At 39.0% G+C, this 23,194-nt stretch carries 21 protein-coding genes; all 21 read right to left on the reverse strand.

Translation table 11 applies throughout. The features are described 5' to 3' along the window. Entirely contained in the window at positions 1–1,269 is a 1,269-nt protein-coding gene (hisS, locus tag L4F93_RS01320) for a histidine--tRNA ligase (RefSeq protein WP_250350765.1), read from the reverse strand. Between the two features lie 10 nt (positions 1,270–1,279). After that, entirely contained in the window at positions 1,280–2,386 is a 1,107-nt protein-coding gene (gene ispG / locus L4F93_RS01325) for a flavodoxin-dependent (E)-4-hydroxy-3-methylbut-2-enyl-diphosphate synthase (RefSeq protein ID WP_250350766.1), read from the reverse strand. Between the two features lie 14 nt (positions 2,387–2,400). After that, entirely contained in the window at positions 2,401–3,459 is a 1,059-nt protein-coding gene (locus L4F93_RS01330) for a RodZ domain-containing protein (RefSeq protein WP_250350767.1), read from the reverse strand. Positions 3,460–3,687: 228 nt separating this feature from the next. Further along, positions 3,688–4,236, reverse strand: a complete 549-nt coding sequence (pilW, locus tag L4F93_RS01335; protein WP_250350768.1) for a type IV pilus biogenesis/stability protein PilW — start codon at positions 4,234–4,236, stop codon at positions 3,688–3,690. A gap of 41 nt (positions 4,237–4,277) precedes the next feature. Then, positions 4,278–5,447 carry a bifunctional tRNA (adenosine(37)-C2)-methyltransferase TrmG/ribosomal RNA large subunit methyltransferase RlmN gene (locus tag L4F93_RS01340; protein ID WP_250350769.1) on the reverse strand — a complete coding sequence of 390 codons (1,170 nt, stop codon included), beginning with the start codon at positions 5,445–5,447 and terminating at the stop codon, positions 4,278–4,280. A 297-nt stretch (positions 5,448–5,744) separates the two neighbouring features. Beyond that, a complete protein-coding gene (locus L4F93_RS01345; RefSeq protein WP_250350770.1) occupies positions 5,745–7,973 on the reverse strand; it encodes a tetratricopeptide repeat protein in 2,229 nt (742 codons plus the stop codon). A 29-nt stretch (positions 7,974–8,002) separates the two neighbouring features. Then, a complete protein-coding gene (locus tag L4F93_RS01350) occupies positions 8,003–9,037 on the reverse strand; it encodes an AI-2E family transporter (RefSeq protein WP_250350771.1) in 1,035 nt (344 codons plus the stop codon). After that, the gene (gene glnB / locus L4F93_RS01355; protein WP_250350772.1) at positions 9,037–9,375 is read right to left on the reverse strand and encodes a nitrogen regulatory protein P-II; all 339 of its coding nucleotides are present in this window, start codon (positions 9,373–9,375) and stop codon (positions 9,037–9,039) included. Before glnB ends, L4F93_RS01350 begins: the two co-directional genes overlap by 1 nt. Before the next feature lie 18 nt (positions 9,376–9,393). Then, on the reverse strand, positions 9,394–9,978 hold the full coding sequence (mog, locus tag L4F93_RS01360; protein WP_250350773.1) for a molybdopterin adenylyltransferase: 585 nt from the start codon (positions 9,976–9,978) through the stop codon (positions 9,394–9,396). Between the two features lie 21 nt (positions 9,979–9,999). Continuing rightward, a complete protein-coding gene (locus L4F93_RS01365; RefSeq protein WP_250350774.1) occupies positions 10,000–10,929 on the reverse strand; it encodes a phosphatidate cytidylyltransferase in 930 nt (309 codons plus the stop codon). 1 nt (position 10,930) lies between these two features. Next, positions 10,931–11,560, reverse strand: coding sequence for a lysophospholipid acyltransferase family protein (locus tag L4F93_RS01370; protein WP_250350775.1), 630 nt, complete (start codon positions 11,558–11,560; stop codon positions 10,931–10,933). Then, positions 11,550–12,242 (reverse strand): CDP-alcohol phosphatidyltransferase family protein, encoded by a 693-nt coding sequence (locus L4F93_RS01375; protein WP_250351591.1) that lies wholly within the window; start codon positions 12,240–12,242, stop codon positions 11,550–11,552. The genes L4F93_RS01370 and L4F93_RS01375 overlap by 11 nt, the downstream gene beginning before the upstream one ends. Positions 12,243–12,254: 12 nt before the next feature. After that, positions 12,255–14,099 carry an SLC13 family permease gene (locus L4F93_RS01380; protein WP_250350776.1) on the reverse strand — a complete coding sequence of 615 codons (1,845 nt, stop codon included), beginning with the start codon at positions 14,097–14,099 and terminating at the stop codon, positions 12,255–12,257. 375 nt (positions 14,100–14,474) lie between these two features. Continuing rightward, positions 14,475–15,065, reverse strand: a complete 591-nt coding sequence (gene rnhB / locus L4F93_RS01385; protein WP_268738959.1) for a ribonuclease HII — start codon at positions 15,063–15,065, stop codon at positions 14,475–14,477. Beyond that, a complete protein-coding gene (gene lpxB, locus L4F93_RS01390; protein WP_250350777.1) occupies positions 15,065–16,252 on the reverse strand; it encodes a lipid-A-disaccharide synthase in 1,188 nt (395 codons plus the stop codon). Before lpxB ends, rnhB begins: the two co-directional genes overlap by 1 nt. A gap of 94 nt (positions 16,253–16,346) precedes the next feature. Next, positions 16,347–17,135: an acyl-ACP--UDP-N-acetylglucosamine O-acyltransferase gene (gene lpxA, locus L4F93_RS01395; protein ID WP_250350778.1), complete on the reverse strand. Its 789-nt coding sequence runs from the start codon at positions 17,133–17,135 to the stop codon at positions 16,347–16,349. A 26-nt stretch (positions 17,136–17,161) separates the two neighbouring features. After that, on the reverse strand, positions 17,162–17,566 hold the full coding sequence (gene fabZ, locus L4F93_RS01400) for a 3-hydroxyacyl-ACP dehydratase FabZ (protein ID WP_442780715.1): 405 nt from the start codon (positions 17,564–17,566) through the stop codon (positions 17,162–17,164). 158 nt (positions 17,567–17,724) lie between these two features. After that, complete coding sequence (gene lpxD, locus L4F93_RS01405; RefSeq protein WP_250350779.1) at positions 17,725–18,756, reverse strand: UDP-3-O-(3-hydroxymyristoyl)glucosamine N-acyltransferase; 1,032 nt, start codon at positions 18,754–18,756, stop codon at positions 17,725–17,727. Then, complete coding sequence (locus L4F93_RS01410; protein ID WP_250350780.1) at positions 18,756–19,340, reverse strand: OmpH family outer membrane protein; 585 nt, start codon at positions 19,338–19,340, stop codon at positions 18,756–18,758. Before L4F93_RS01410 ends, lpxD begins: the two co-directional genes overlap by 1 nt. 111 nt (positions 19,341–19,451) lie before the next feature. Further along, positions 19,452–21,830, reverse strand: coding sequence for an outer membrane protein assembly factor BamA (bamA, locus tag L4F93_RS01415; RefSeq protein WP_250350781.1), 2,379 nt, complete (start codon positions 21,828–21,830; stop codon positions 19,452–19,454). Positions 21,831–21,859: 29 nt separating this feature from the next. After that, positions 21,860–23,191 carry a sigma E protease regulator RseP gene (gene rseP / locus L4F93_RS01420; RefSeq protein ID WP_250350782.1) on the reverse strand — a complete coding sequence of 444 codons (1,332 nt, stop codon included), beginning with the start codon at positions 23,189–23,191 and terminating at the stop codon, positions 21,860–21,862. Positions 23,192–23,194: the final 3 nt, after the last annotated feature.

Consider the following 23,194-nt stretch of genomic DNA (forward strand, 5'->3'; position numbering starts at 1 on the left):
TTAAAATGCTTTGTGTAAATAATCTACGACATTATCTAATGATAAGACTTGTTGAGTTCCCGCAAGCAGATCTTTCACCACAACTTGCTGAGCTGCTGCCTCAGTTTCACCAATCACAAGGGCAAAGTTTGCACCGACTTTATCAGCACGCTTAAATTGCTTTTTAAAATTCCCCCCACTGCAATGGGTCATAATACGTAAGTGCGGTAAATTTTTACGCAGTTTTTCAGCTAATTGAAACGCGGGTAAGGTTGTACCTTCTCCTGAGTAAACCATATAAATATCCACCGCTCTTGGTAATGCAATTTGATGATTCACCTCCTGCACTAATAGCACTAAGCGTTCTAAGCCCATTGCAAAACCAACACCCGTTGTTGCGTGTCCGCCAAGCTGTTCAACTAAACCATCATAACGACCACCACCACATACTGTGCCTTGCGCTCCCAGTGCGTTCGTTACCCATTCAAATACGGTTTTGTTGTAATAATCCAAACCACGTACTAATTTTGGATTAACCTCATAAGCAATGCCCATTTGATCTAGCAAAGTACAAAGCTGAGCAAAATGTACACGGCTTTCTTCATCTAAATAATCGAGTAATTTTGGTGCGCCATTAAGCACCTCTTGCAACGCTTGATTTTTGCTGTCCAAAATCCGTAATGGATTTTTTTCTAACCGCTCTTTTTCTTCATCACTTAATAAATCAATATGTTGTTGCAAAAATTCAACCAAAGCAGAACGATAATTTTTGCGCGCTTCTAACGAGCCAATGGAATTAAGCTGTAAGCTGACGTGCTGTTCGATACCTAATTCTTTCCATAAACGTGCAGTGAGCAAAATTAATTCGGCATCAATTTCAGGGTTAGCAATACCAAATATTTCTACCCCGGCTTGATGAAACTGACGATAACGCCCTTTTTGTGGGCGTTCGTGGCGGAACATTGGCCCCATATACCACAAACGTTGTTCGTTATTATAAATCCAGCCGTGTTCAATGGCTGCACGTACACAACCAGCCGTTCCTTCAGGACGAAGCGTAAGCTGTTCATCATTATCCCAAAAAGTGTACATTTCTTTTGAAACAACATCGGTTACTTCGCCAATTGCTCGTGCGAAAAGTGGCGTACTTTCCACGATCGGCATACGTACTTCAGAATATCCATAACTTTGTAGAACGTTGCGTACTTTGCTTTCCACCCATTGCCACAAAGGGCTTTCCGTTGGGGAGCAATCATTCATTCCGCGAATTGCTTGAATTGTTTTTGCCACAATATTTTCCTTAAATAATTCGATTTTTGGGATCTTGCTGTGCAACTTTGGCACGGATCTTTGCTTCTAATTGGTTAATTAAATCTTCGTTATCAAAACGTTCTTTTTGGCGTTCACCATCAACATAATAACCGCTTTTCTTATTACCGCCAGTTACGCCCAAATCAGACACAAGCGCCTCCCCCGGTCCATTAACCACACAGCCAATAATAGACACGTCCATTGGCGTAATAATATCTTCAAGGCGTTGTTCAAGGGCATTTACTGTGCCAATAACGTCAAATTCTTGACGGGAACAGGTTGGGCAAGCAATAAAATTAATACCACGTGAACGAATACGTAAGGACTTCAAAATATCAAATCCGACTTTAATTTCTTCTACTGGATCAGCGGCTAAAGAAACGCGCAACGTATCACCAATGCCTTCCGCCAAGAGCATTCCCAATCCTACTGCTGATTTTACTGCGCCAGCTCTCGCGCCACCCGCTTCAGTGATCCCTAAATGTAATGGTTGCTTGATGGCTTTCGCTAGTAAGCGATAGCTTTCCACGGCAAGGAATACATCGGATGCTTTAACGCTCACCTTGAACTGATCAAAATTCAGACGATCTAGAATTTCAACGTGACGTAACGCACTTTCAAGCAACGCTTCAGGCGTAGGCTCGCCAAATTTCTCTTGAATATCACGTTCTAATGAGCCTGCGTTCACCCCGATACGAATTGGAATATTTTTATCTTTTGCACAGTCCACTACCGCACGAATGCGATCTTCGCGTCCAATATTACCCGGGTTAATACGCAAACAATCCACGCCATATTCTGCTACTTTTAAGGCAATACGATAATCAAAATGAATATCCGCCACTAATGGCACATTCACTTGTTGCTTAATCAATTTGAAGGCTTCGGCTGCATCCATTGTTGGCACAGAAACACGCACGATATCTGCGCCTACACGTTCAAGCGCTTTGATTTGTGCTACCGTAGCCTCTACATCGGTGGTGCGCGTATTAGTCATAGACTGCACAGCAATCGGCGCATCGCCCCCTACTGGCACATTACCCACATAAATTTTTGTCGATTGACGACGTTTAATATTCGGTTTAAATGACGACATTGTAATCTCTTTGCTTATTGCAATTTGAATTTAGCGACACGACCATCCACTTTAAGCGGATAAACCGCGCCTTTATAAGTAATTTTTACGTTGCTTGGTGCGCCAATTGTCAGATCATAAGCGGTATTTTGATCAAAATTCAACACTTCACCTTGTTTGTAAAGTTTTTCAGCTAGCACCTTGCGATTGGCATCACGTACCCGAACCCAACAGCTCGCACCCGTAATTTCAATACGCAGTACAGCATCACTAGTTGGTATAGAAACAGCGGGATTTTCCACCGCACTTTCCATTGTACTGCGATTTTCACCCGCATTAATTTTATTCATTTCTGATTGTAATAGCTGCGCTGAAGTTTCAGATTGCACTTGGCGATAAGTATTTTCTGCACTCACAGATTGAACTGCTGCCACCTGTGGCTGCGCATTTTCTACGCTCGCTTTTGCATTTGTGTTATTTTCTTCCACTGGCGCAATTTGCTCTACCGTAACAGGTTGAGAAAGTGCGGTAGAATTTTGCGCTGTTTTTTCAGCATCAATCGCTTTAGGTGTAAGCGCAATCACGTTTTCTTGTGAAGTTGCACTATTTTGCGTACTGTTTTCTTGCTGTGTTTCCACATAGTTTTGCACTAAATCATCACGCTCTGCATTCGATTTTTGATAGTTTTCCCACCACCAAAGTGCCGTTACAGCTAATAAAGCGATAACCACAACCGCTGATACCCAGCCGATCCAACGATTATGTGAAGAATATTCATTCACTGCTTGAGTTGCACGCACCCCACGAGTTAAATCATTTTTTGTTGTTTCCTCAAGGGAATTTACCACGGACGACCAAAGACTTTCAGGTAAACGTAAATATTTTGCATAATTGCGGATATAGCCTTTGATGTAAGTTGCTGAAATAGAACTATGTGTAAACTCATTATTTTCCAAACGTTGTAAAATTGAAGGACGTAAATTGAGTTGTTTAGAGACATCATCTAACGATAAATTTAATGCTTCTCGCGCTTGGCGAAAATGTTCACCTAAACTTTGTTGAATGGTTTCTTGGTTCTCATTTGAGGTTGCCATAAGGAATTCTCTTAAAATTTAATTGTAGGATTTCACTCAGCGCGACACTTTAGCAAAATGCGAAAATCAAGGCACTCAGCGTTAAAATTCAAAAGCTAAAGTTTAAAGTTGTCATCTCGGTTTTGCAACCATTAATCAATGAATTTCTGACGAATTAACAAAGAAAATCAGCCTATTCAACTCATCAAGGAAAAATGCCTTCAATTTTCACAATTTGAAAAGAAAACGTTAGTGTTGCATTACGTTTGCGGGCAGTGAATTGGCACGTGTTGGTGCAACTTTTTCTAATAAGTCCCGATACTGCTGATAAAGTGCGCTGTTTTTTTCAGCCAAAGCACAAAGGGCAAGATTTTCGTAGGTATCCGCTTGTTGATAATAATTAGGTGAATTTAAGGCTTGTTGGAATTGTTGATAGGCTTGCGCAAAACGCCCTTGCTCACATAGAAAGACCGCGTAATTATTCAACAGGTCGCCTTGTTTAGCCTCTAATTTTAAGGCGTTTAAATAGGCATTTTCCGCACGCTCAGTATCGCCTTGTAATTGATAAAAATAGGCTAATGCAGAATGGACTAAATAATCGTTGGGTGCATAAGCCAAAGCCTTATCTAGATTTTGTTTGGCTAAACGGAGTTCTCGCTGTTCTAAATAGCCAATCGCAAGCTCTACCCTCGCTTTCGCGGCTTGTTGCTTATCGAAATCCTCTTGGTTTGTCTGCGAGGAAACGCAAGCACACAGCAAGAGAGAAAAAAGCGTAACCAGACAATAACGTATTTTCATTTTTTCTCTCCTTTTTTGCTGATACGATTGATTATTTTTGTTTATTGTACTTGCACCGCGTTGATTTGTTCACCAAAACGCTTTTTCTGTGCCGTACGTTTAGTACGGTCAATCACGTCCCCCGCTAACTGTCCACAGGCGGCATCAATATCATCACCACGGGTCTTGCGAACTATCACCGTAAAACCATATTCCATCAAGGTTTTTTGGAAGCGATCAATACGTGTGTTAGAACTTTTCGCATAAGGCGCTTCAGGGAACGGATTCCAAGGGATCAAATTGATCTTACAAGGCGTATTTTTTAACACATCTGCTAACTGATGAGCGTGTTCTACACTGTCATTAACGTGATCCAGCATCACATACTCAATGGTAACCTTACCGTGATTGGCATTAGAAACCGATAAGTAACGATTCACTGAATCAATTAGCGTTTTGATATTATATTTTTTGTTTAATGGCACAATTTCATCACGTAATTCATCATTTGGCGCGTGCAAAGAAATCGCTAATGCCACATCAATCATTTCACTTAATTTATCCAATGCTGGCACAACCCCAGAAGTAGATAGAGTTACACGGCGTTTTGATAAGCCATAAGCAAAATCATCGAGCATAATTTCCATTGCTGGTACTACATTTGCCACATTGAGCAAAGGCTCGCCCATTCCCATCATCACCACATTCGTGATAGGGCGTACACCCGTTACCCCAAAATTCCCAATAATTTTTGAGGCACGCCACACTTGTCCGATAATTTCAGACACGATTAAATTGCGGTTAAACCCTTGTTGTGCGGTGGAACAAAAAGTACAAGCCAACGCACAGCCCACTTGGGAAGACACACAAAGGGTCGCACGATCAGCTTCGGGAATATACACGGTTTCAACCTGCTGATCACCCACTTGCATCGCCCATTTGATCGTGCCGTCTGCGGAACGTTGCTCTACCGCTACTTCTGGTGCTTTAATTTCTGCTACCGCTTTTAGTTTTTCGCGTAACTTCTTGTTAATATTCGTCATATTGTCAAAATTATCTTCACCAAAATGGTAAATCCATTTGACTAATTGATCCGCACGAAACGGTTTTTCCCCTAATTCTTGAAAAAATTCACGCATTTGTTGGCGTGTTAAATTCATTAAATTAATTTTCTTCTTAGGTTCTACTGAAAGCTGGTTGCCTTCTTGTTGAATTGTATTCTGTTCTAACATAAAGCCTCGTTGTTACACATTACGGCATTGATATAGCTAAACTTTTTTCTTTTTCAGTATAAGTTTGTAAGCTATAAATTAAGAAAATTTCTACCGCTTAAAAAATGAGTTGCGATTGTACAGAGTTATGTTTGATTAATCTAGCAATTTCAGCCTAACCTGAACGCTATTTTAGCTAACAGAAAAATAAAAGAAAAAACCACCGCACTTTTTTGCGATCAAGATCGCAAAAATTTTAGAGAATACAGAAAATCCAAAAAGCAAAGTGCGGTGGGATTTTTGGGAATTTTTCACTGTTTACTTTTGTCTGAATGGGTTTTCTGAAAGGACAACTTTTCTATGATCGCCTAATTTTCTAATGAAAAAATGTTCTTTATCTCTAGCACCAATAGAAAGATAAACTTTTTCCACGGCATCTCTAACGCTAATAGGATATTCTATATACATAGAATTAAACTGTTCATCAACGTTTATTCTCTGATCTTTTGTTAAAGAACGTATGCTTACCATTCTACATTCTTGTTCTTCTTCAAAAGCATAATGCTTAACTAAATACTGTAGAGGCATTAATATATCATGTAATAAGCCTTTAACTATATCATCACTAGCATCAATCTCTTTCACAGTTTCCTTAATTGATTCAAATTCTTCCCTTACCTTATCTTCTATATTTTTTAAAGCAATTTTATATTTTTTCCATTCATTTCGCCCATCCTTATACTGCCTAAAGAAAGTAATCTTACTTCTTTTAGCAATAGATAGATAATTACTTTTAGGATCAATATAAATACAACGATAAAGAAGTAACTTATTTTCTTCAGGAATATCATTTCTAGCTTCTAAATTCTTATTCAGTGTTAAAAAAGATGAAAATCTATCTAAATATTCAGAGCTAAAAAATTTATTCACATAAAAAACCAAACTAACGCCTGATGCTTCTCTATTATTTTCTTTACCATAAAGCCTAAACTGATTAAGGCTATCATGATTAAAAGTAAAACAGCTAATAAAAGAAATAAACTCTCGCTGCTCACTGAGATTATCTAAATTTAAATATTCAGATAGTAGCACTCCTTCTTTTGGATCATTTACCCCTCTAATTGAATTTAATCGAAAATGACTAACTTTTTCCTTATCTCTTTCCAATAAAAGAAGTGCTGTCGAAGCACGAGTATAATGAGCAACTTCTGAACAATCTGCTAACCCCCTATTTGGATATACAAACAAATTTTGAAGTATCGAATCTATTTTTTCAAATAAGTCTTTCAGGTTCTTTTTATTATTACTAGAACTTATTTCTAGAACTCTTAAAAGTATATTAGCTTGATAAATAAACGCACTATTCCCAAGTTTAATTACATTTTTATAACATTTTTTTGCTTTTTTATATTTCTTATTTTCTTGATATAGTTTCCCAAGATAGAATTGAGCTCTAATATAAGCCTCTTGGTAGTCATCACAATTTATGTTTTTCCAAGCCCTTATTGCTTCATCTTTTTCATTAGTTTCTTTATATAAATTACCTAAATAAAAACGACTCACTGCATAAGCTTTCTTATCATCTTTACGAGTGATACTTGACCAAGTCTCTATTGCTTTTTTATTCTCATTATTATTTTTATATAAATCCCCTAAATAAAAAAGACTCATTGCATAAGCTTCCTTATCATCTTTACGAGTGATACTTGACCAAGTCTCTATTGCTTTTTTATTCTCATTATTATTTTTATATAAATCCCCTAAATAAAAACGACTCACTGCATAAGCTTCCTTATCATCTTTACGAGTGATACTTGACCAAGCCTTTATTGCTTCATCTTTTTTATTAGTTTCTTTATTTAATTTACCTAAATAAAAACGACTCCTCGCGAATATTTTCTTATCATCTTCACGAGTGATACTTGACCAAGCCTTTATTGCTTCATCTTTTTTATTAGTTTCTTTATATAATTTACCTAAATAAAAACGACTCCTCGCGAATATTTGCTTATCATCTTCACGAGTGATACTTGACCAAGCCTTTATTGCTTCATCTTTTTCATTAGTTTCTTTATATAAATTACCTAAATTAAAACGACTCCTTGCATAAGCTTCCTTATCATCTTCACGAGTGATACTTGACCAAGTCTCTATTGCTTTTTTATTCTCATTATTATTTTTATATAAAGCCCCTAAATTAAAACGACTCATTGCATAAGCTTCCTTATCATCTTCACGAGTGATACTTGACCAAGCCTTTATTGCTTCATCTTTGTCATTAGTTTCTTTATATAAATTACCTAAATTAAAACGACTCCATGCATAAGCTTCCTTATCATCTTCACGAGTGATACTTGACCAAGCCTTTATTGCTTCATCTTTTTCATTAGTTTCTTGATATAAATTACCTAAATTAAAACGACTCAGTGCATAAGCTTCCTTATCATCTCCACGAGTGATACTTGACCAAGTATCTATTGCAGCTTCTAAATTTTTATTTTTATAAAAATTTAATCCTTTATTAAAAATTTTCTTAGCATCATTCATATTGATAACCTATAAAATATTTAGTCAAATTACTTCGTTTCCCCAAGTAATGCAGCATATTTGACTGTATCTGGGCTGGCTTCGAGGGCGATTTTTAGTACCATTGTGAGGGGAACAGAAAGAAACATTCCCACTGAGCCGAGCAACCAGCCCCAGAATAAAAGGGAGAGAAACACGACAAGAGTAGAAAGTCCGAGAGTTTTTCCCATCATTCTTGGTTCAAGCACATTGCCGATGATCATATTTAGGCTGATAACCCCAATGGTAACGCCAATTCCCGTGAAAAAGCCATTGAGTAATAACGCTTGTATAATAATGGGAATGGCTGCAATAATTGAGCCAATATTTGGCACATAATTAAGTAGAAAGCTGAGTGTTGCCCACAAAATGACATATTGCACGCCAAAAATTTTCAGCAAAATAAATACGCTTAAGCCCGTTAAAAAGCTGGTAAAGGTTTTCACACCAAGATAATCCATTACGCCTTGCAAAATGCGATCAATATAACCTTCGTATTGTGCCACTTGGTTAGGTTTGCTAAATGCCACCGCAAATTTATGTTTAGCCGTGGGGGCTTCTAACAACATAAACAGTACCACTAAAAATAGCACAAATACGTTGGTTACTACACCTGAGAAACTCAGCAAAAATCCGCTGGCAAAGTTCATTATCATTGCGGGATCAAAATGATCCATAATTTGTTGCTGTAAATCTCTCACGGGTAAATGTAAACCTTGCGTGATTGTCGCAAGATCGTTGAGTCGTTGTGAAAGTAATAAGCGGTATTGAGGGATCGATTGGGTAAATTCTCTCGCTGTACTATTAATTAAGCTAACAAGAAAGAAAAATACCGTCAAAATCATTAAAAACAGTAAACTTAGCGCCAACCAATGTGGTAGTTTACGTTTGGTCATAAACTTCACCACAGGTGAGCAAATAATGGCGATAAATAAGGAAAGTAAAAATGGGACAACAATTTCCCCTGCCAATTTCACCCCAGCCAGAATGACTACCAAGGCAGACAATGCCATTAATAATTGGCTGATCGGCAAACGCTTATCCATTATACGGCTTCCTCGTTTTCCTCACCCGTGCGAATTCGGATTACGCGCTCTACGTCATAGACAAAAATTTTACCATCACCAATTTTGCCTGTTTGTGCGGTTTCCATAATCGCCTGAATACACTGCTCCACCACGTCATCAGAAATAACCATTTCCATTTTTACTTTTGGCAGAAAATCCACCATATATTCCGCACCTCGATAAAGCTCGGTATGCCCTTTTTGTCGTCCAAAACCACGTACTTCTGTTACTGTCATTCCTGTAATGCCAATATCTGATAAGGCTTCACGGACATCATCGAGTTTAAATGGTTTGATAATTGCTTCAATTTTTTTCATAAGTTACCTCACTTAATATTATTTTTCGCGTCGTGCGGATTTAGGTCTAAAACTGGTAATAATTTCAGGTTTTGTCTCAATATAAATACCATCAATTAATTGTAAACAATATGGCACTGCGGAAAAAATGCCTTTCACTAATACATTACCTTGCTCATCTTTCACTCCCTCAAGGGTTTCTTTGATGGCTTTCGGTTGCCCTGGCAAGTTTAAAATTAAACTATTTTTACGAATTACGCCAACTTGTCGCGATAAAATTGCGGTCGGGACAAAATGCAAGCTCACTTGGCGCATTTGTTCACCAAATCCCGGCATTTCACGATCGGCTATTGCCAATGTAGCATCAGGGGTAACATCACGTTTAGCAGGGCCGGTTCCCCCTGTGGTTAATACAAGATGACAATGATGCTTATCCACTAATTCACATAATGTCTGTTCAATAATAGGCTGTTCATCAGGAATTAAACGGGTTTCCACCTCAAAAGGCTCAACCAATGCTTGCTCTAGCCATTTCTTTAATTCAGGAATACCTTGATCCGTATAAACCCCTTGCGATGCTCGGTCAGAGACGGAGACTAAACCAATTTTTAAAAGTGCGGTCATTTTTTCCTCTTTTTTCTTTTATTAAATCCAATAATATCTCACAATATGGAAAAAGACAGGGGCTGCAAAACAAAGGCTATCCATACGATCCAACATTCCGCCGTGTCCACTAATCATATTTCCCCAGTCCTTCACGCCCATACTGCGTTTCATTGCCGACATCACTAATCCACCTAAAAATCCCATTAGACAAATAATGAAACTAATCAATACCGCTTGTACTACGGTAAATGGGGTGAGCCAAGCCAGTAAGCCACCTAAAATTGAGGCACTAAATACGCCACCCACAAAGCCTTCAACTGTTTTAGAAGGTGATAACGTGGGGGCGATTTTATGTTTACCACATAATTTTCCCCATATATATTGTAATACATCGCTGGCTTGCACAATAAGAATTAAGAAAATCATTAACAATAAACTTTTTCCTTCAAAGCCTTCAATATTCAAGGTTAATATGGCGGGTATGTGAGAAATACAGAATATAGCAATCATAACGGCCCATTGCACTTTACTTGAGCGGTCTAGAAATTTTGATGGTTCACCTAATAAAGCAGATAAAATCGGTAAAAATAGAAATCCATACACGGGAATAAAAATAGTAAACATACTAAACCAGTCTATGGCAATGAAATAATATTGCAATGGTAAAATCAGATAAAAACAAGCAACTAACGCAAAATGATCACCACGCCGAATATCAATAAGGGATAAAAATTCACGTAATGCGGTAAATGAGATAAGGAAGAAGAGCAGTAAAACGGCGTAAAATCCTAAATAAGCGGCAGCAAAAATAATTAAAATCATTACCCACCAGGCATTAATACGATGATTAAGGTTATCAATGACTGTATGGGGAGTAGAAAAACCCACTTTCCACTTCAAACTATAACCAATTGCAGAAGCAAGAAGCAAGGTGCCTATAAGTCCCCAGAATAAATGCCACATTTCCATTTTATTCTCCTTGATATTTTGGGTTTAAATTAATTAATGCTTGCTCAGCACGGGCTAAAAAGTGTGTTTTATCTTCTTCTGGCTGAATATGGATAGGATCACCTAAATAAAGATCGCACAATAATGGTACTGGAACAACAAACCCTTTAGGTAATAAATTATGTGTATTACTTATCCAAACAGGGATGAAATCTACATCAGGGTTATCTTTAGCCAAATAATATAGCCCGCTTTTAAAAGGCTGAATAAGCATATCATCATCTGTTTTTCTCGTTCCCTCAGGAAAGATAATCAGCGAATCCTTTTTTAATGCTTGGCTTATTTGCTCTGTTACTGCTTTAGGATCATTGCCATTACGTTCGATCAAGAGCATATTGAATACTTTTTTCGCCAGAAAAGAACGAATGCTCCCTTTTTGCCAATAATCAGCTCCCGCAACTGGACGGGTGTTTTTTCTGACTTCATAAGGCAAAGAAACCCAAAATAAAATAAAATCGCCGTGGCTGTTATGGTTTGCATAATACAATCGCGGTTTACCCACAGATTGCAGGGGAATATTCTTTGCCGGACGTACTCCGGTAAGAAATGAGGTTAAACGGCATAACAGAAAATCAATCAATTTAGCTAACATTATTGTTCTCCTGTGTTTCTACTTCGTTATTTTCTGTCGGAAATTGCACCGCACTTTCCTTTTCATCATCTTGTGTTGATTTTGCACCCTCATTAAGCCCCGCTTTTACACGTTTCACACAGGTTAAAATTAATCCGATAACGACAAGCCAAGCAATACCATAAAACCAACTTGGTAATGTTGGCATAAAAGTATAAATCAAACCTAATCCACCAAATAAGAATGCACGATCACTTTTGCCTAGAGGTCCATCATAACGGCGTGTTTTACCATGTATCTGCCCCAATACCCCACAAAATTCCGTGAGTGCAGCAAGCCAAATAATGATTCCAATCACAAAAGGATCAAAAGGAGAAATAAAAGCAAAGGGTAAATATAATGCGGCATCGGAAATCACATCCGTAATTTCATTCAAATACCCACCCAAACGAGATTTTTGCTGAAATTCTCTGGCTAACATTCCATCAATTGCATTAAATGCCATACGAATAAAAAGCCAAATCGGAAGCAAAATGAATAACCAATTTACGGTTGAAAGTGCGGTCAAAAATAGACCTAAAATTATTGAAATAGCACAAGCCAATAGGGTAACTTGATTTGCTGTGACGCCTTTTTGTTCCAATTTAATCACACTTGGTCGCAGTAAATTTTGAAATCGAGGCTTTAAATCATAAATACTCATCATTTCTCCTTCTTAAAATGGAAATAACAACGGAATTAAAAACACACTTGTCAGCATAATCAACAACGTAAAGGGTACACCAATTTTTACGAAATCACCAAACTTATACTTCGCTGCCCCTAATACCATCGTATTGACGGGGGAAGAAATAGGGGTCATAAACGCGGCAGAAGAAGCAATCGCCACCGTCATTGCAAAAGGTAATGGTGAAAGCTGTAAATGCTGTGCCATAGTAATCGCAATAGGCGCCATAAGAATGGCTGTCGCCGTATTGGAAATAAATAGGCCAATCACGGCGGTAAGCGTAAACAAGCTGATTAAAATCCAATGTTTCCCCATTCCGCCTACGGTATTAATCATAAACTCCACGATTAAATTTATCCCACCTGTTTTTTGCAGTGCGGTAGAAAATGGCATCATTCCAACAATTAAAATTAAGCTCGACCAATGAATAGAAGCATAAGCACTTTTCGCATCAACGCAACGGAACTTCGCTAACATTAAACAAGCAATTAATGCCGCGACCACATTCGGTACAAGCCCTGTTACCATTAATGCTACCATCGTTACAATAGATAAAATGGCATAGGGTGCTTGGCTTTGTGCGGGCGCTGCACGCTCAATTTCTGCGGGGTAATCCAAGACAAAAAAACTTTTCGTTTTATTACGCATCGCGTGGATCAATTTCCACGATCCTACCACCAACAGCAAATCTCCGATCTTTAATGGCTGTTCGATCAAACTTCCCGTCAAAATCTCATTATTCCGTTTAATGCCAACCACATTTAAACCAAAACGGGAACGAAAACCGACATCGGCGACTGTTTTGCCTAGATAATCACCATCTGGAATAGGGGTAATTTCCACCATTCCCATAAATTTTGCTTGTTGTTCAAAATAGTAAGGGCGAAGTTCTGTAGGCTCTAACTGATGTTGTTGGCAGAATTCATTGATATCTAACTCAGGATCGGCACAATCAATCAGTAAAATATCTTTTTCACGAATTTCAATTTTACCTAATGAATCTGCAAGAAATCTTGGGCGAAAACGTTTCCAACGCTCGATGGCTAGCACATTTAATGCATAATTAGAACGTAAGTGTAAAGATTCCAACGGTTGCCCAATAAAATCCGAGCCTGTTTTCACGACAAAACGTTTTGTGCGGTTATGCAGTTGGTAATCATTAATTAAATCTTGAATAGAATGGCGACTTCCTCCTTCCTCTTCATCCTGTTCAGAGGTCCCTAACCAATGACGTGCAACAAGCATATAGGCAATGCCTAATAATAAAATCACAATACCAATCGGTGTAAAAGAGAAAAAATTAAAGCGTTGGTGGGTCAAGTTTATTAATTCGGCATTAATCACCAAGTTAGGGGCAGTGGCGATTAAGGTCATCATTCCACTAATTAGCCCTGCCATACTGAGAGGCATCATAAGACGTTTTGGGGAAATATTCATTTGCTGACAAATCACTAACACCACAGGAATAAAAATCGCCACAATACCAACGGAACTCATAAAAGATCCTAACCCAGTTACCGCTAACATTACTAAGATCAACACACGAGTTTCGCTATTTTTGGCCGCTTTCATCAACCACTCGCTGACTTGATACGCCACGCCCGTTCTGACTAATGCTTCACCAACAATAAAAAGTAATGCAATCAAAATAATATTTGGATCGCTAAACCCTGCAAATACTTCTTGCACCGTTAAAATACCACTTAAGCAAAAAGCGAGCATCACTAATAGGGCAATGACGTCCATACGGATTTTATTGTGGATAAACAAGAGTACAGCAATTGCGAGAAAGATCACAACGCTAGCAAGTGGCATATTAGTGATTGTGGGCATCAAGATCTCCGTGGTTAAGGTTTTTTATAAATGTTTTTTTGATTATATTTAGTTATTTGGCTGACTGTGTTTTTCTTTGTTGATATAACGTGTTTCGCGCGTTGAGCGATTTACTTTCTCTTGTTTCCGCAGAAGAAAATAAGCAAAGAAAAGCGTCCCCTGCTAAATTGCTTTTCCTCATTCCAATAAGATTTTTTAACGAAAAGTAAACCCATACTTGCTATGCCGTGTTCAGGCGTTACTTTTCTAAAAGTGTTATTTTCATTCGGCTAATTCACAAAGGGATTAGCTCCGATATTTCACATATTATTTTGTATTAAATGGAATTTAAAGTGCGGTAGTATTTTTTCTATTTTTTGAAAGCTACCGAACTTTTTATTCTAAAATAAGTTTTCTTACTGGTGCAAAACTTCGGCGGTGTTCGGGTAAAACGCCGTGTTCTGCGAGTTTTTCTAAGTGCAATTTTGTTGGATAGCCTTTATGTTGTGCAAAGGCATATTGAGGATAACGTTTATCCAGTTCCTCCATTTCTAAATCACGAGCGACTTTGGCAAGAATGGAGGCAGCGCTGATTTCTGCCACAAGGCTATCCCCTTTCACCACCGCTTGGGCGGGCATTGGTAATGAGGGAATACGGTTGCCGTCCACTAATACAAAGTGCGGTGTAATATTAAGCTGATTTACCGCACGTTGCATTGCCAACATCGTGGCGTGCAAAATATTAAGTTCATCAATTTCTTCTGGTTCTGCCCGCCCTAGCGCCCACGCTTTGGCTTTTTGTTTAATTTCTTCCGCTAAGGCAAGACGTTTTTTATGAGAGAGTTTCTTGCTGTCGGTTAAGCCTTCAATGGGATTATTAGGATCTAAAATCACCGCGGCCGTTACCACTGCGCCAACTAAAGGTCCACGCCCCACTTCATCGACACCAGCGATAAGTTCGTAATCAGGATAGACAAATTCGCTCATTATTTATTCTCCTGCAATAATTCAATCACCGCGTCAGCAGCTTGTTTGTCCGCATCGCATTGGATTATTTTATGTAGATCAATAAAATGTTGCACTAAACTGTGGCGATTTTGTACCGCACTTTCTTCTGTAGAAAAATAAGGGATTAGCTTTTCCACCAGCTTTTCCGCCGTGCAATCTTGCTGGATCATTTCTGGTACAAACATTTCATTGGCTAACAAGTTAGGTAAAGAAATATAAGGGGTTTTCACTAAACGTTTTGCTAGCATATACGTCATCGGCTTCATTTTGTAGCCCACGACCATAGGTGATTTACATAGCATACACTCCAATGCTGCCGTTCCTGACGCTAATAAGGTAGCTTGTGCCGCGATCATTGCTTGACGGGCTTGTCCATCAAGTAATCTCATTTCTAAATCAGGGGCGACTTTCGCCTTAATTTGTTCAAATTGTTGGCGACGTTTTTCATTCACTAAAGGAACAAGAAATTGTACATCTGGATACTGTTCTTTCAGCAATAATGCCGTTTGTAAGAACGGTTCGGCAAGAAATTCCACTTCCGCGCCACGACTGCCAACAAGGATCGCCAGATAACGTTGCTGTGGATCAATATTAAGCATTTGACAAGCCACAAGACGATCAGGTTTTAAGGCGATGGCATCTGCCATTGTGTGTCCAATAAAACGGCAAGGTACATTGAAGCGGTCATAAAAGGCTTTTTCAAAAGGCAAGAAGGCGAGAACAAGGTTGGTCGCTTGTGCAATTTTGTGAATGCGGTTTTGTCGCCACGCCCATACTGATGGGCTAACATAATGAATGGTTTTGATACCTTGTTCTTTGAGTTTGAGTTCAATGTCAAGATTGAAGTCAGGGGCATCAATGCCGATAAATACATCGGGTTTTTCTTGCAACATTTTGTTGATAACCTGACGGCGAATTTTCAGCAAGCGTGGTAAATGTTTCACTACTTCGGCTAAGCCCATTACAGCAATGTCTTCCATATCCACCAAGGTTTCACAACCTTCTGCCAACATTTGTTTGCCAGCAATGCCGATAAAACGTGCGTTAGGATAGCGGATTTTCAGGCTGCGTATTAACCCTGCCCCTAAAATATCACCAGAGACTTCGCCTGCTACAATGCCAATGGTCGGGAATGCTTTTGCTTGTTCCATTAATACTTTTCTCATAAAAAACAACCGCACTTTATATTGCAAACCTTAGGCAATAAGTAAAGTGCGGTAAAAAATTTTAACCTTTTTATAGGTGGTATCGTTCGTTTAATTAGCGAATAATGCCACGTGTTGAACGCTTGAAGAAATCAAGGAAAAAGCTAATCGCACTTTCCGTTTTGGCGTAATGCTCAATTTCTGGCATCACTTCTTCTAAGGTTTTTCCACTGCGATAAATCAATTTATACACATTACGAATGGCGTGTAATGTCGGCTTATCAAAGCCACGGCGTTTCAAACCTTCAATATTCACACCAAAGGGCTGTGCGTGGTTGCCTTGTGCCATCACATAAGGGGGAACATCTTGGCTCACCATTGAACCACCGCCAAGCATAACGTGTGCGCCAATGATGACAAATTGGTGAATGGCTGACATTCCACCGACAATCACGAAATCATCTAGTTCCACGTGTCCTGCAAGGGTGGCATTATTAGCAAGAATACAACGATTTTTGATTTTACAATCGTGTGCAATATGGGCGTTGATCATAAATAAGTTATCATCACCAATACGGGTTACGCCCCCACCTTGTACTGTGCCACGATGAATAGTAACACTTTCACGGATGCGGTTACGGTGACCAATAATGGTTTTGGTTGGCTCATTTTGATATTTTAGATCTTGGTTTTTCTCACCAATACTCGCAAACTGGAAAATTTCATTCTCTTCACCAATCTGGGTGACGCCATTCACAACAATATGTGAATGTAGTACTGTGCCTCTGCCAATTTCAACGTCAGAACCAATAATACAAAATGGGCCAATGACGACGTTTTCGCCAATTTTAGCACCTTCCTCAATAATGGCTGAAGGGTGAATTTTTGCACTTGGATGGATCATATTGACCTCTTAATTTCTTGATTTTGTTATCTGCGAGCGCACATTAATTTTGCTTCACAAGCCACTTCACCATTTACTGTTGCGATACCAGTAAATGCCGTAATACCACGGCGTTCTTTGATCACTTCAACATAAAGTTCCATTTGATCGCCCGGTAAAACTGGACGTTTAAAACGTGCATCATCAATACCTGCGAAATAGAACAATTCTCCACCTTGTAATTCGTGAGTTTTAAACGCCAAAATGCCCATTGACTGTGCCAATGCTTCTAAAATTAACACGCCGGGTAAAATGGGTTCTCCCGGGAAATGCCCTGTAAAACAAGGTTCATTAACGCTGATGTTTTTAATCGCTTTTAACCATTTCCCTTCTTCAAAATCAGTCACACGATCCACTAATAAAAAGGGATAGCGGTGTGGAAGTAAGGCCATAATTTCTTTTGCTTCAATGACTTTTGCGGTTTGTTCTGTTGTCACAATCGTACCTTTTTAATTTAAAAATAATAGAAAATAAAATTGGCGCAGATTATACGATATTTCACCGTTTAATACAAAACGCACCACATAAAGTGGCACGTTTGAAAGATGAGTTAAGCATTATTCAGCTTTTTTTCTAGCGCTTTTAGACGCTTATTCATTTTATCAATGTCTAAGGTTAATGCAGCGGTTTTTCGCCATTCTTTATTTGGCTGTAACGGGATGCCGGAAGAATAAACACCGGGTTCGGTAATTGGCCGCATTACCATTCCCATTCCTGTAACGGTCACTTTGTCTGCAATTTCCATATGACCATTGATTACACTTGCGCCACCAATGAGACAATAGCGTCCCACTTTCAGGCTGCCCGCCATAATCACACCGCCTGCTACCGCTGTGCCAGTGCCGATATGTACGTTATGGGCAATTTGACAAAGGTTATCAATAATCACATTATCTTCAATTACCGTGGCATCTAATGCGCCGCGGTCAATACAGGTACAAGCACCAATTTCAACGTGGTTACCAATAATCACTGTGCCAGTTTGTGGGATCTTGATCCAGCGGCCTTTATCATTTGCATAGCCAAAACCATCACTGCCAATAACTGCACCAGATTGAATTAAGCAATGTTCGCCAATTTGTACTTGGTGATAGATGTTTACATTTGCCCAAAGTTGGGTGTTTGCACCAATTTTTGCGCCCTTGCCAATAAAGCAACCTGCACCGATAACCACGTTATCACCTAATTCAACTTCATCTTCAATCACCGCATTAGCGCCAATGGAAACATTTTCACCTAATTTTGCCGAGGATGAAATCACCGCACTTTCAGCAATACCTGTGGCGGCTTTAGGGGTAGAATCCATATATTGCGCTAACACAGCATAAGCAACATAAGGATCATTGACAATAAGCAGATTGCTTTCAGGCGAACAAAACTCCACATCATTTTCACTCACGACTAAAACCCCTGCGTGGGATTGGGCAAGCAAATCACGGAATTTAATATTTGAAATAAAGGTGAGTTGGTTTGACTGTGCTTTGTCAAGAGGAGCAATACTATCAATAAGCACATTGGCGTTACCACGAATGGTAGCGCCAATTTGTTGTGCTAATTCTTTAAGAGAATAAGACTTTTGCATTATTTAGCCTGTGCTGGAGCTGGAATTGCTTTTAATACTTCTTCGGTGATATTTTTACCATCAGCTGCATACACTGCCACTTTTTCATCAAGCACGGCGCTGTAGTTTTTTGCTTTTGCCACCGTTGTCGTCGCAGTTTGAATGTCAGTTAATAATTTACGTTCAACTTCCATTTCTGCTTTTTGTGTTTCCTGACGGAATTTAGCAATATTTTCTTGGTGCTGTTGTAGTAATTTTTTAAACTCTTCATCACGTTTTTGCGCTAATTTTGCAATTTCATCCTGACGCTTTTTAATATCAGCTTGACGTAATTTTGGTGCATCTTTATCTAATGCTTTCACTTTACCATCAATTTCTTTTTCAAATGCTGCTTTTTTATCTTGCAGTGCTTTATCTTCAACTTGTAATTTTTCAGATGGTGCTTTGAATTGCTCATCTAATTTTTTAAATTCAACTTGACGTGCTGGATGATGTGCAAATAAATAATCGACATTTACAAAGGCAATATTATCTTCCGCCATTGCAATGGATGAACCTAATGCTAACGCTAAAGAAAGTGCGGTTAATTTTACAGCTTTTTTCATTTTTGAGTTTCCTTAAAATAAATTAATTTTTAAATTCAATACCAATGGGAGCAAGCTCCCATTAGCTTTCCAAGCTTTCACTTAGACTAATAAGAATGAAAGAAGTTCCAATTAGAATGTACCACCGATACTAAATTGGAATTGTTCAATTTCATCGCCTTTATATTTTTTGATTGGTTTGGCATAAGAGAACACCAAAGGTCCAATCGGTGATTGCCATTGGAAAGCGACACCCGCTGAGGAGCGAACACGGCTCGGATCGCCGTAATCCGGTAAATTGGTGAAACGTGCTTTTCCGTCTGTTTTCCATTTTGTATTCCATACACTTGCCGCATCAACAAAAACTGAGGTTCTTACTGAACGTTGATTTTTGTCCGCCACAAATGGAGTTGGCACAATTAATTCCGCACTTGCGGTGACCATTGCATTACCACCGACAATGTCGCCATTTACCCCTTTCTTACAATATTTATCTGCTGTTGCACAATCTTTGTGTTGGTAAATAGCTTGTGGGCCTACTGCACCATAAGCAAAACCACGCAAACTTCCCATACCACCTGCACTGTAAGTTTGATAGAACGGTAAACGTTTACCACCAAAACCATTCGCGTAAGCTGCGGAAGCTTTTGCTGAAATGACCCAGCTATGATCACGATCTAACGGATAGAAACCTTGAACATCTGCGGACAATTTGTAATATTTATTATCTGAACCTGGAATAGTCACTTTTCCGCCGATCGAGGCGCGCATTCCTGACGTTGGGAAATAGCCCCGGTTCAGATTGTTATAGTTCCAGCCCATAGAAAGCTCGAAATCGTGAGATTTAAATGTCCAATCACTCACATTCATTGATTCACGATAGAGGTTACGGTTATATTCAGGGCGTACATCTTTTAATTTGTTGTAAACATAGCCTAACCCAACATAGTATGAGTTATTCTCGTTGACTGGGAAACCAAGCGTACCGTTCACCCCGTAAGTTGTACGGCTATAAGAGGCTGAAGTGTCGTTTTTTGAGTTATCGTATTTTTCAAAGAATACATTCCCACCAAGACTTACGCCGTCTTTTGTGAAATAAGGTTCTGTATAGCCTAAATTCACACTGGTACTGTAATCATTACGCGAACCACCTAAACTGATTGAAGATCCCATTCCCAAAAAGTTATCTTGCTTAATACTTGCCTGATAGCTTAAGCCACTTTCTGTACCATAACCAATACCAAAGTTAATGCTACCCGTATTACGTTCCTTCACTTTATAGATTACATCAAGTTCATCGTCCGTATTTGGCACATTCTCAGTACGCGATTCTACAGTCTCAAAAAATCCTGTACGTTCTAACCGCACTTTACCTAGTTCAACTAATTGAGAAGATAACCAAGTTCCTTCTTGCTGACGCATTTCTTGGCGTAATGTGCTATCTGCACTGACGTTATTGCCTTCAAAACGAATTTGACGAACAGAATAACGACGACCCGCATCAACCACATAAGTCAATGCAATAGTGTGATGTTGATCGTCAAACGCTGGGCTAACATTCACTTGAGGGTTTGCGTATCCCTGTTCACCTAAGGTCGTTTTAATGGCATTTTCTACCGCAACCACATCACTACGACGGAAGGTTTCCCCCACCCGAATTTGTTTTAATAATCCGGAAAGCTCCTCGCCCATTCCCGCAACATTACCCACAATACGCGCGCTCTTAACGGTATATTTCTCACCTTCATTAATATCAATAGAAACTTTTGCCTCAGTCTGTGCATCATTTAACTGCACATCTGTTTTAGTGATTTGCATTTTGGCATAGCCGTGATCAAGGTAAAACTCGCGTAATGTATCTAGATCTTTACCAAACTGTACGGAATCGAATTTATTGCCGAAAAGCTTCCACCACGCATCAGGTTGTAATTCCATTTGTTCTTGCAACTTGCTTGAACTAAAGGCGTGATTTCCTTCAAAAGTAACCCCTTTCAACAGTGCGATATCATTTTCTTTAATCTGGATTTTGACTTCCGCACGATTATTTGGCAATGACGTAACGATGGTTTCCACTTTTGCGTTATAACGCCCTACGCTACGGTAATGATCTAATAAACTTTGGCGAAAAGCCTCTAATTTATCAAGGTTCAACACATCGCCAACCGCAAAGCCATTAGCGTCTAGGTTATCTTTCAAGGCTTCACTTGGAATTGAGCTATTCCCGTCAAGAATAACATCGGCAATAATTGGACGTTGCTGTACAGAAATCACTAGGGTATTGCCTTCTCGAGCCGCTTTAACCCCCTCATATCCCTGTAAGAACAAGGTTCTTACTACATTAGCAATATCTTTATCTGTCGCCCGTTGCCCAACTCTAACGGGTAAATTCGCAAGAATTTTGCCTTCCGTGCCAGCCTGAACGCCATCAACACGAATATCTTGCACAATAAAAGGTGCAGCCATCACCGTGGTTGAACCCAATAATAAACTTGCGATTAAAAGTTTTTTCATTGTTACTTTTATCCTTGTAAAAGAAAGAGTTATAAACGTAAGAAATCGTTAAACAAAGCAAATGCTGTTAAAGCTAATAAGCATATTGCTCCAATTTTATAAGCCGCATCTTGCACTTTTTGTGAAAGTGGTTTGCCTTTTATCGCCTCTGCGGCAAGAAAAACTAAATGTCCCCCATCTAATACTGGTAATGGGAACAAATTCATAATACCTAAATTCACACTAATTAATGCCATAAAACTTAAATAATAAACGAAGCCAATTTCAGAAGAGACACCCGCTCCCTTTGCAATAGAAATAGGTCCGCTTAAATTATTTAAAGAAAGATCGCCAGTAATTAATTTACCGATCACTTTTACAGTCAGTAGCATTAAATCTTTCGTTTTTTCTATGCCTTTTTGTAACGCATCAAAAAGACCATATTTTAATTCCGTGCGATATTTTTCATCTAATGGTTTAATGGTTGGCGAGACGCCAACAAACCATTTCCCTTTTTCGTTTAGTATCGGCGTTAAGGTTTTATATAGCGTTTCCCTCGCCCGCTCAATGCGCAACGTGAAAGGCAGCCCCTTTTGCACATCTTGAATAAAATCTTGCCAATTCATTGGTTCACCGGTATTGGTATAAAGTTTATCACCAACAAGCAAACCTGCTTTTTGTGCAGGAGAATCTGCTGCCACTTTAGACAAGGTCATTTCCACTTTAGTTCGCACAGGAATCATACCTAATGCGCCAAAAGCACTTTCTTTTTCGGGATCAAAACGCCAATTTGTTAAGTCTAAGGTACGTTGTTGCTTCACATTAGATGCAAAAGGAGAAAGCGTGATTTCTACATTTGGATTGCCCATTTTGGTTGCAAGTACCATATTAATGGTTTCCCAATCTGGCGTTGCTGTGCCATCAATGGCAATAATTTGTGAATCTGGTTGGATCTGTGCTTGTGCCGCAATAGATTGAGGTCGAACCTCTGCGATAACAGGTTTCACACTAGGAATACCAATGGAATACACCAACCAATACGCCAATATAGCAAAAATAAAATTCGCAATAGGGCCTGCTGCAATGACAAAGGCACGTTGTGCAACAGATTTATTATTAAAGGCTTGTGATTTTAATTCTTCTGGTACCGCTTCGTTACGCTCATCAAGCATTTTCACATAGCCACCTAAAGGAATCAGTGAAATAGAAAAGGCTGTCCCTTTTTTATCAAGAAATGACCACAATACTTTACCGAAACCGATAGAAAAACGCTCAACTTTTATACCGCACTTTCTCGCAGCCCAAAAGTGTCCGTATTCGTGTACAAAAACCAGTACACAAATGGCAACCAAAAATGAACCTAACGACCACAAAAAAGACATATC

Source organism: Avibacterium sp. 20-132, from assembly GCF_023611925.1.
Lineage (GTDB): Bacteria > Pseudomonadota > Gammaproteobacteria > Enterobacterales > Pasteurellaceae > Avibacterium.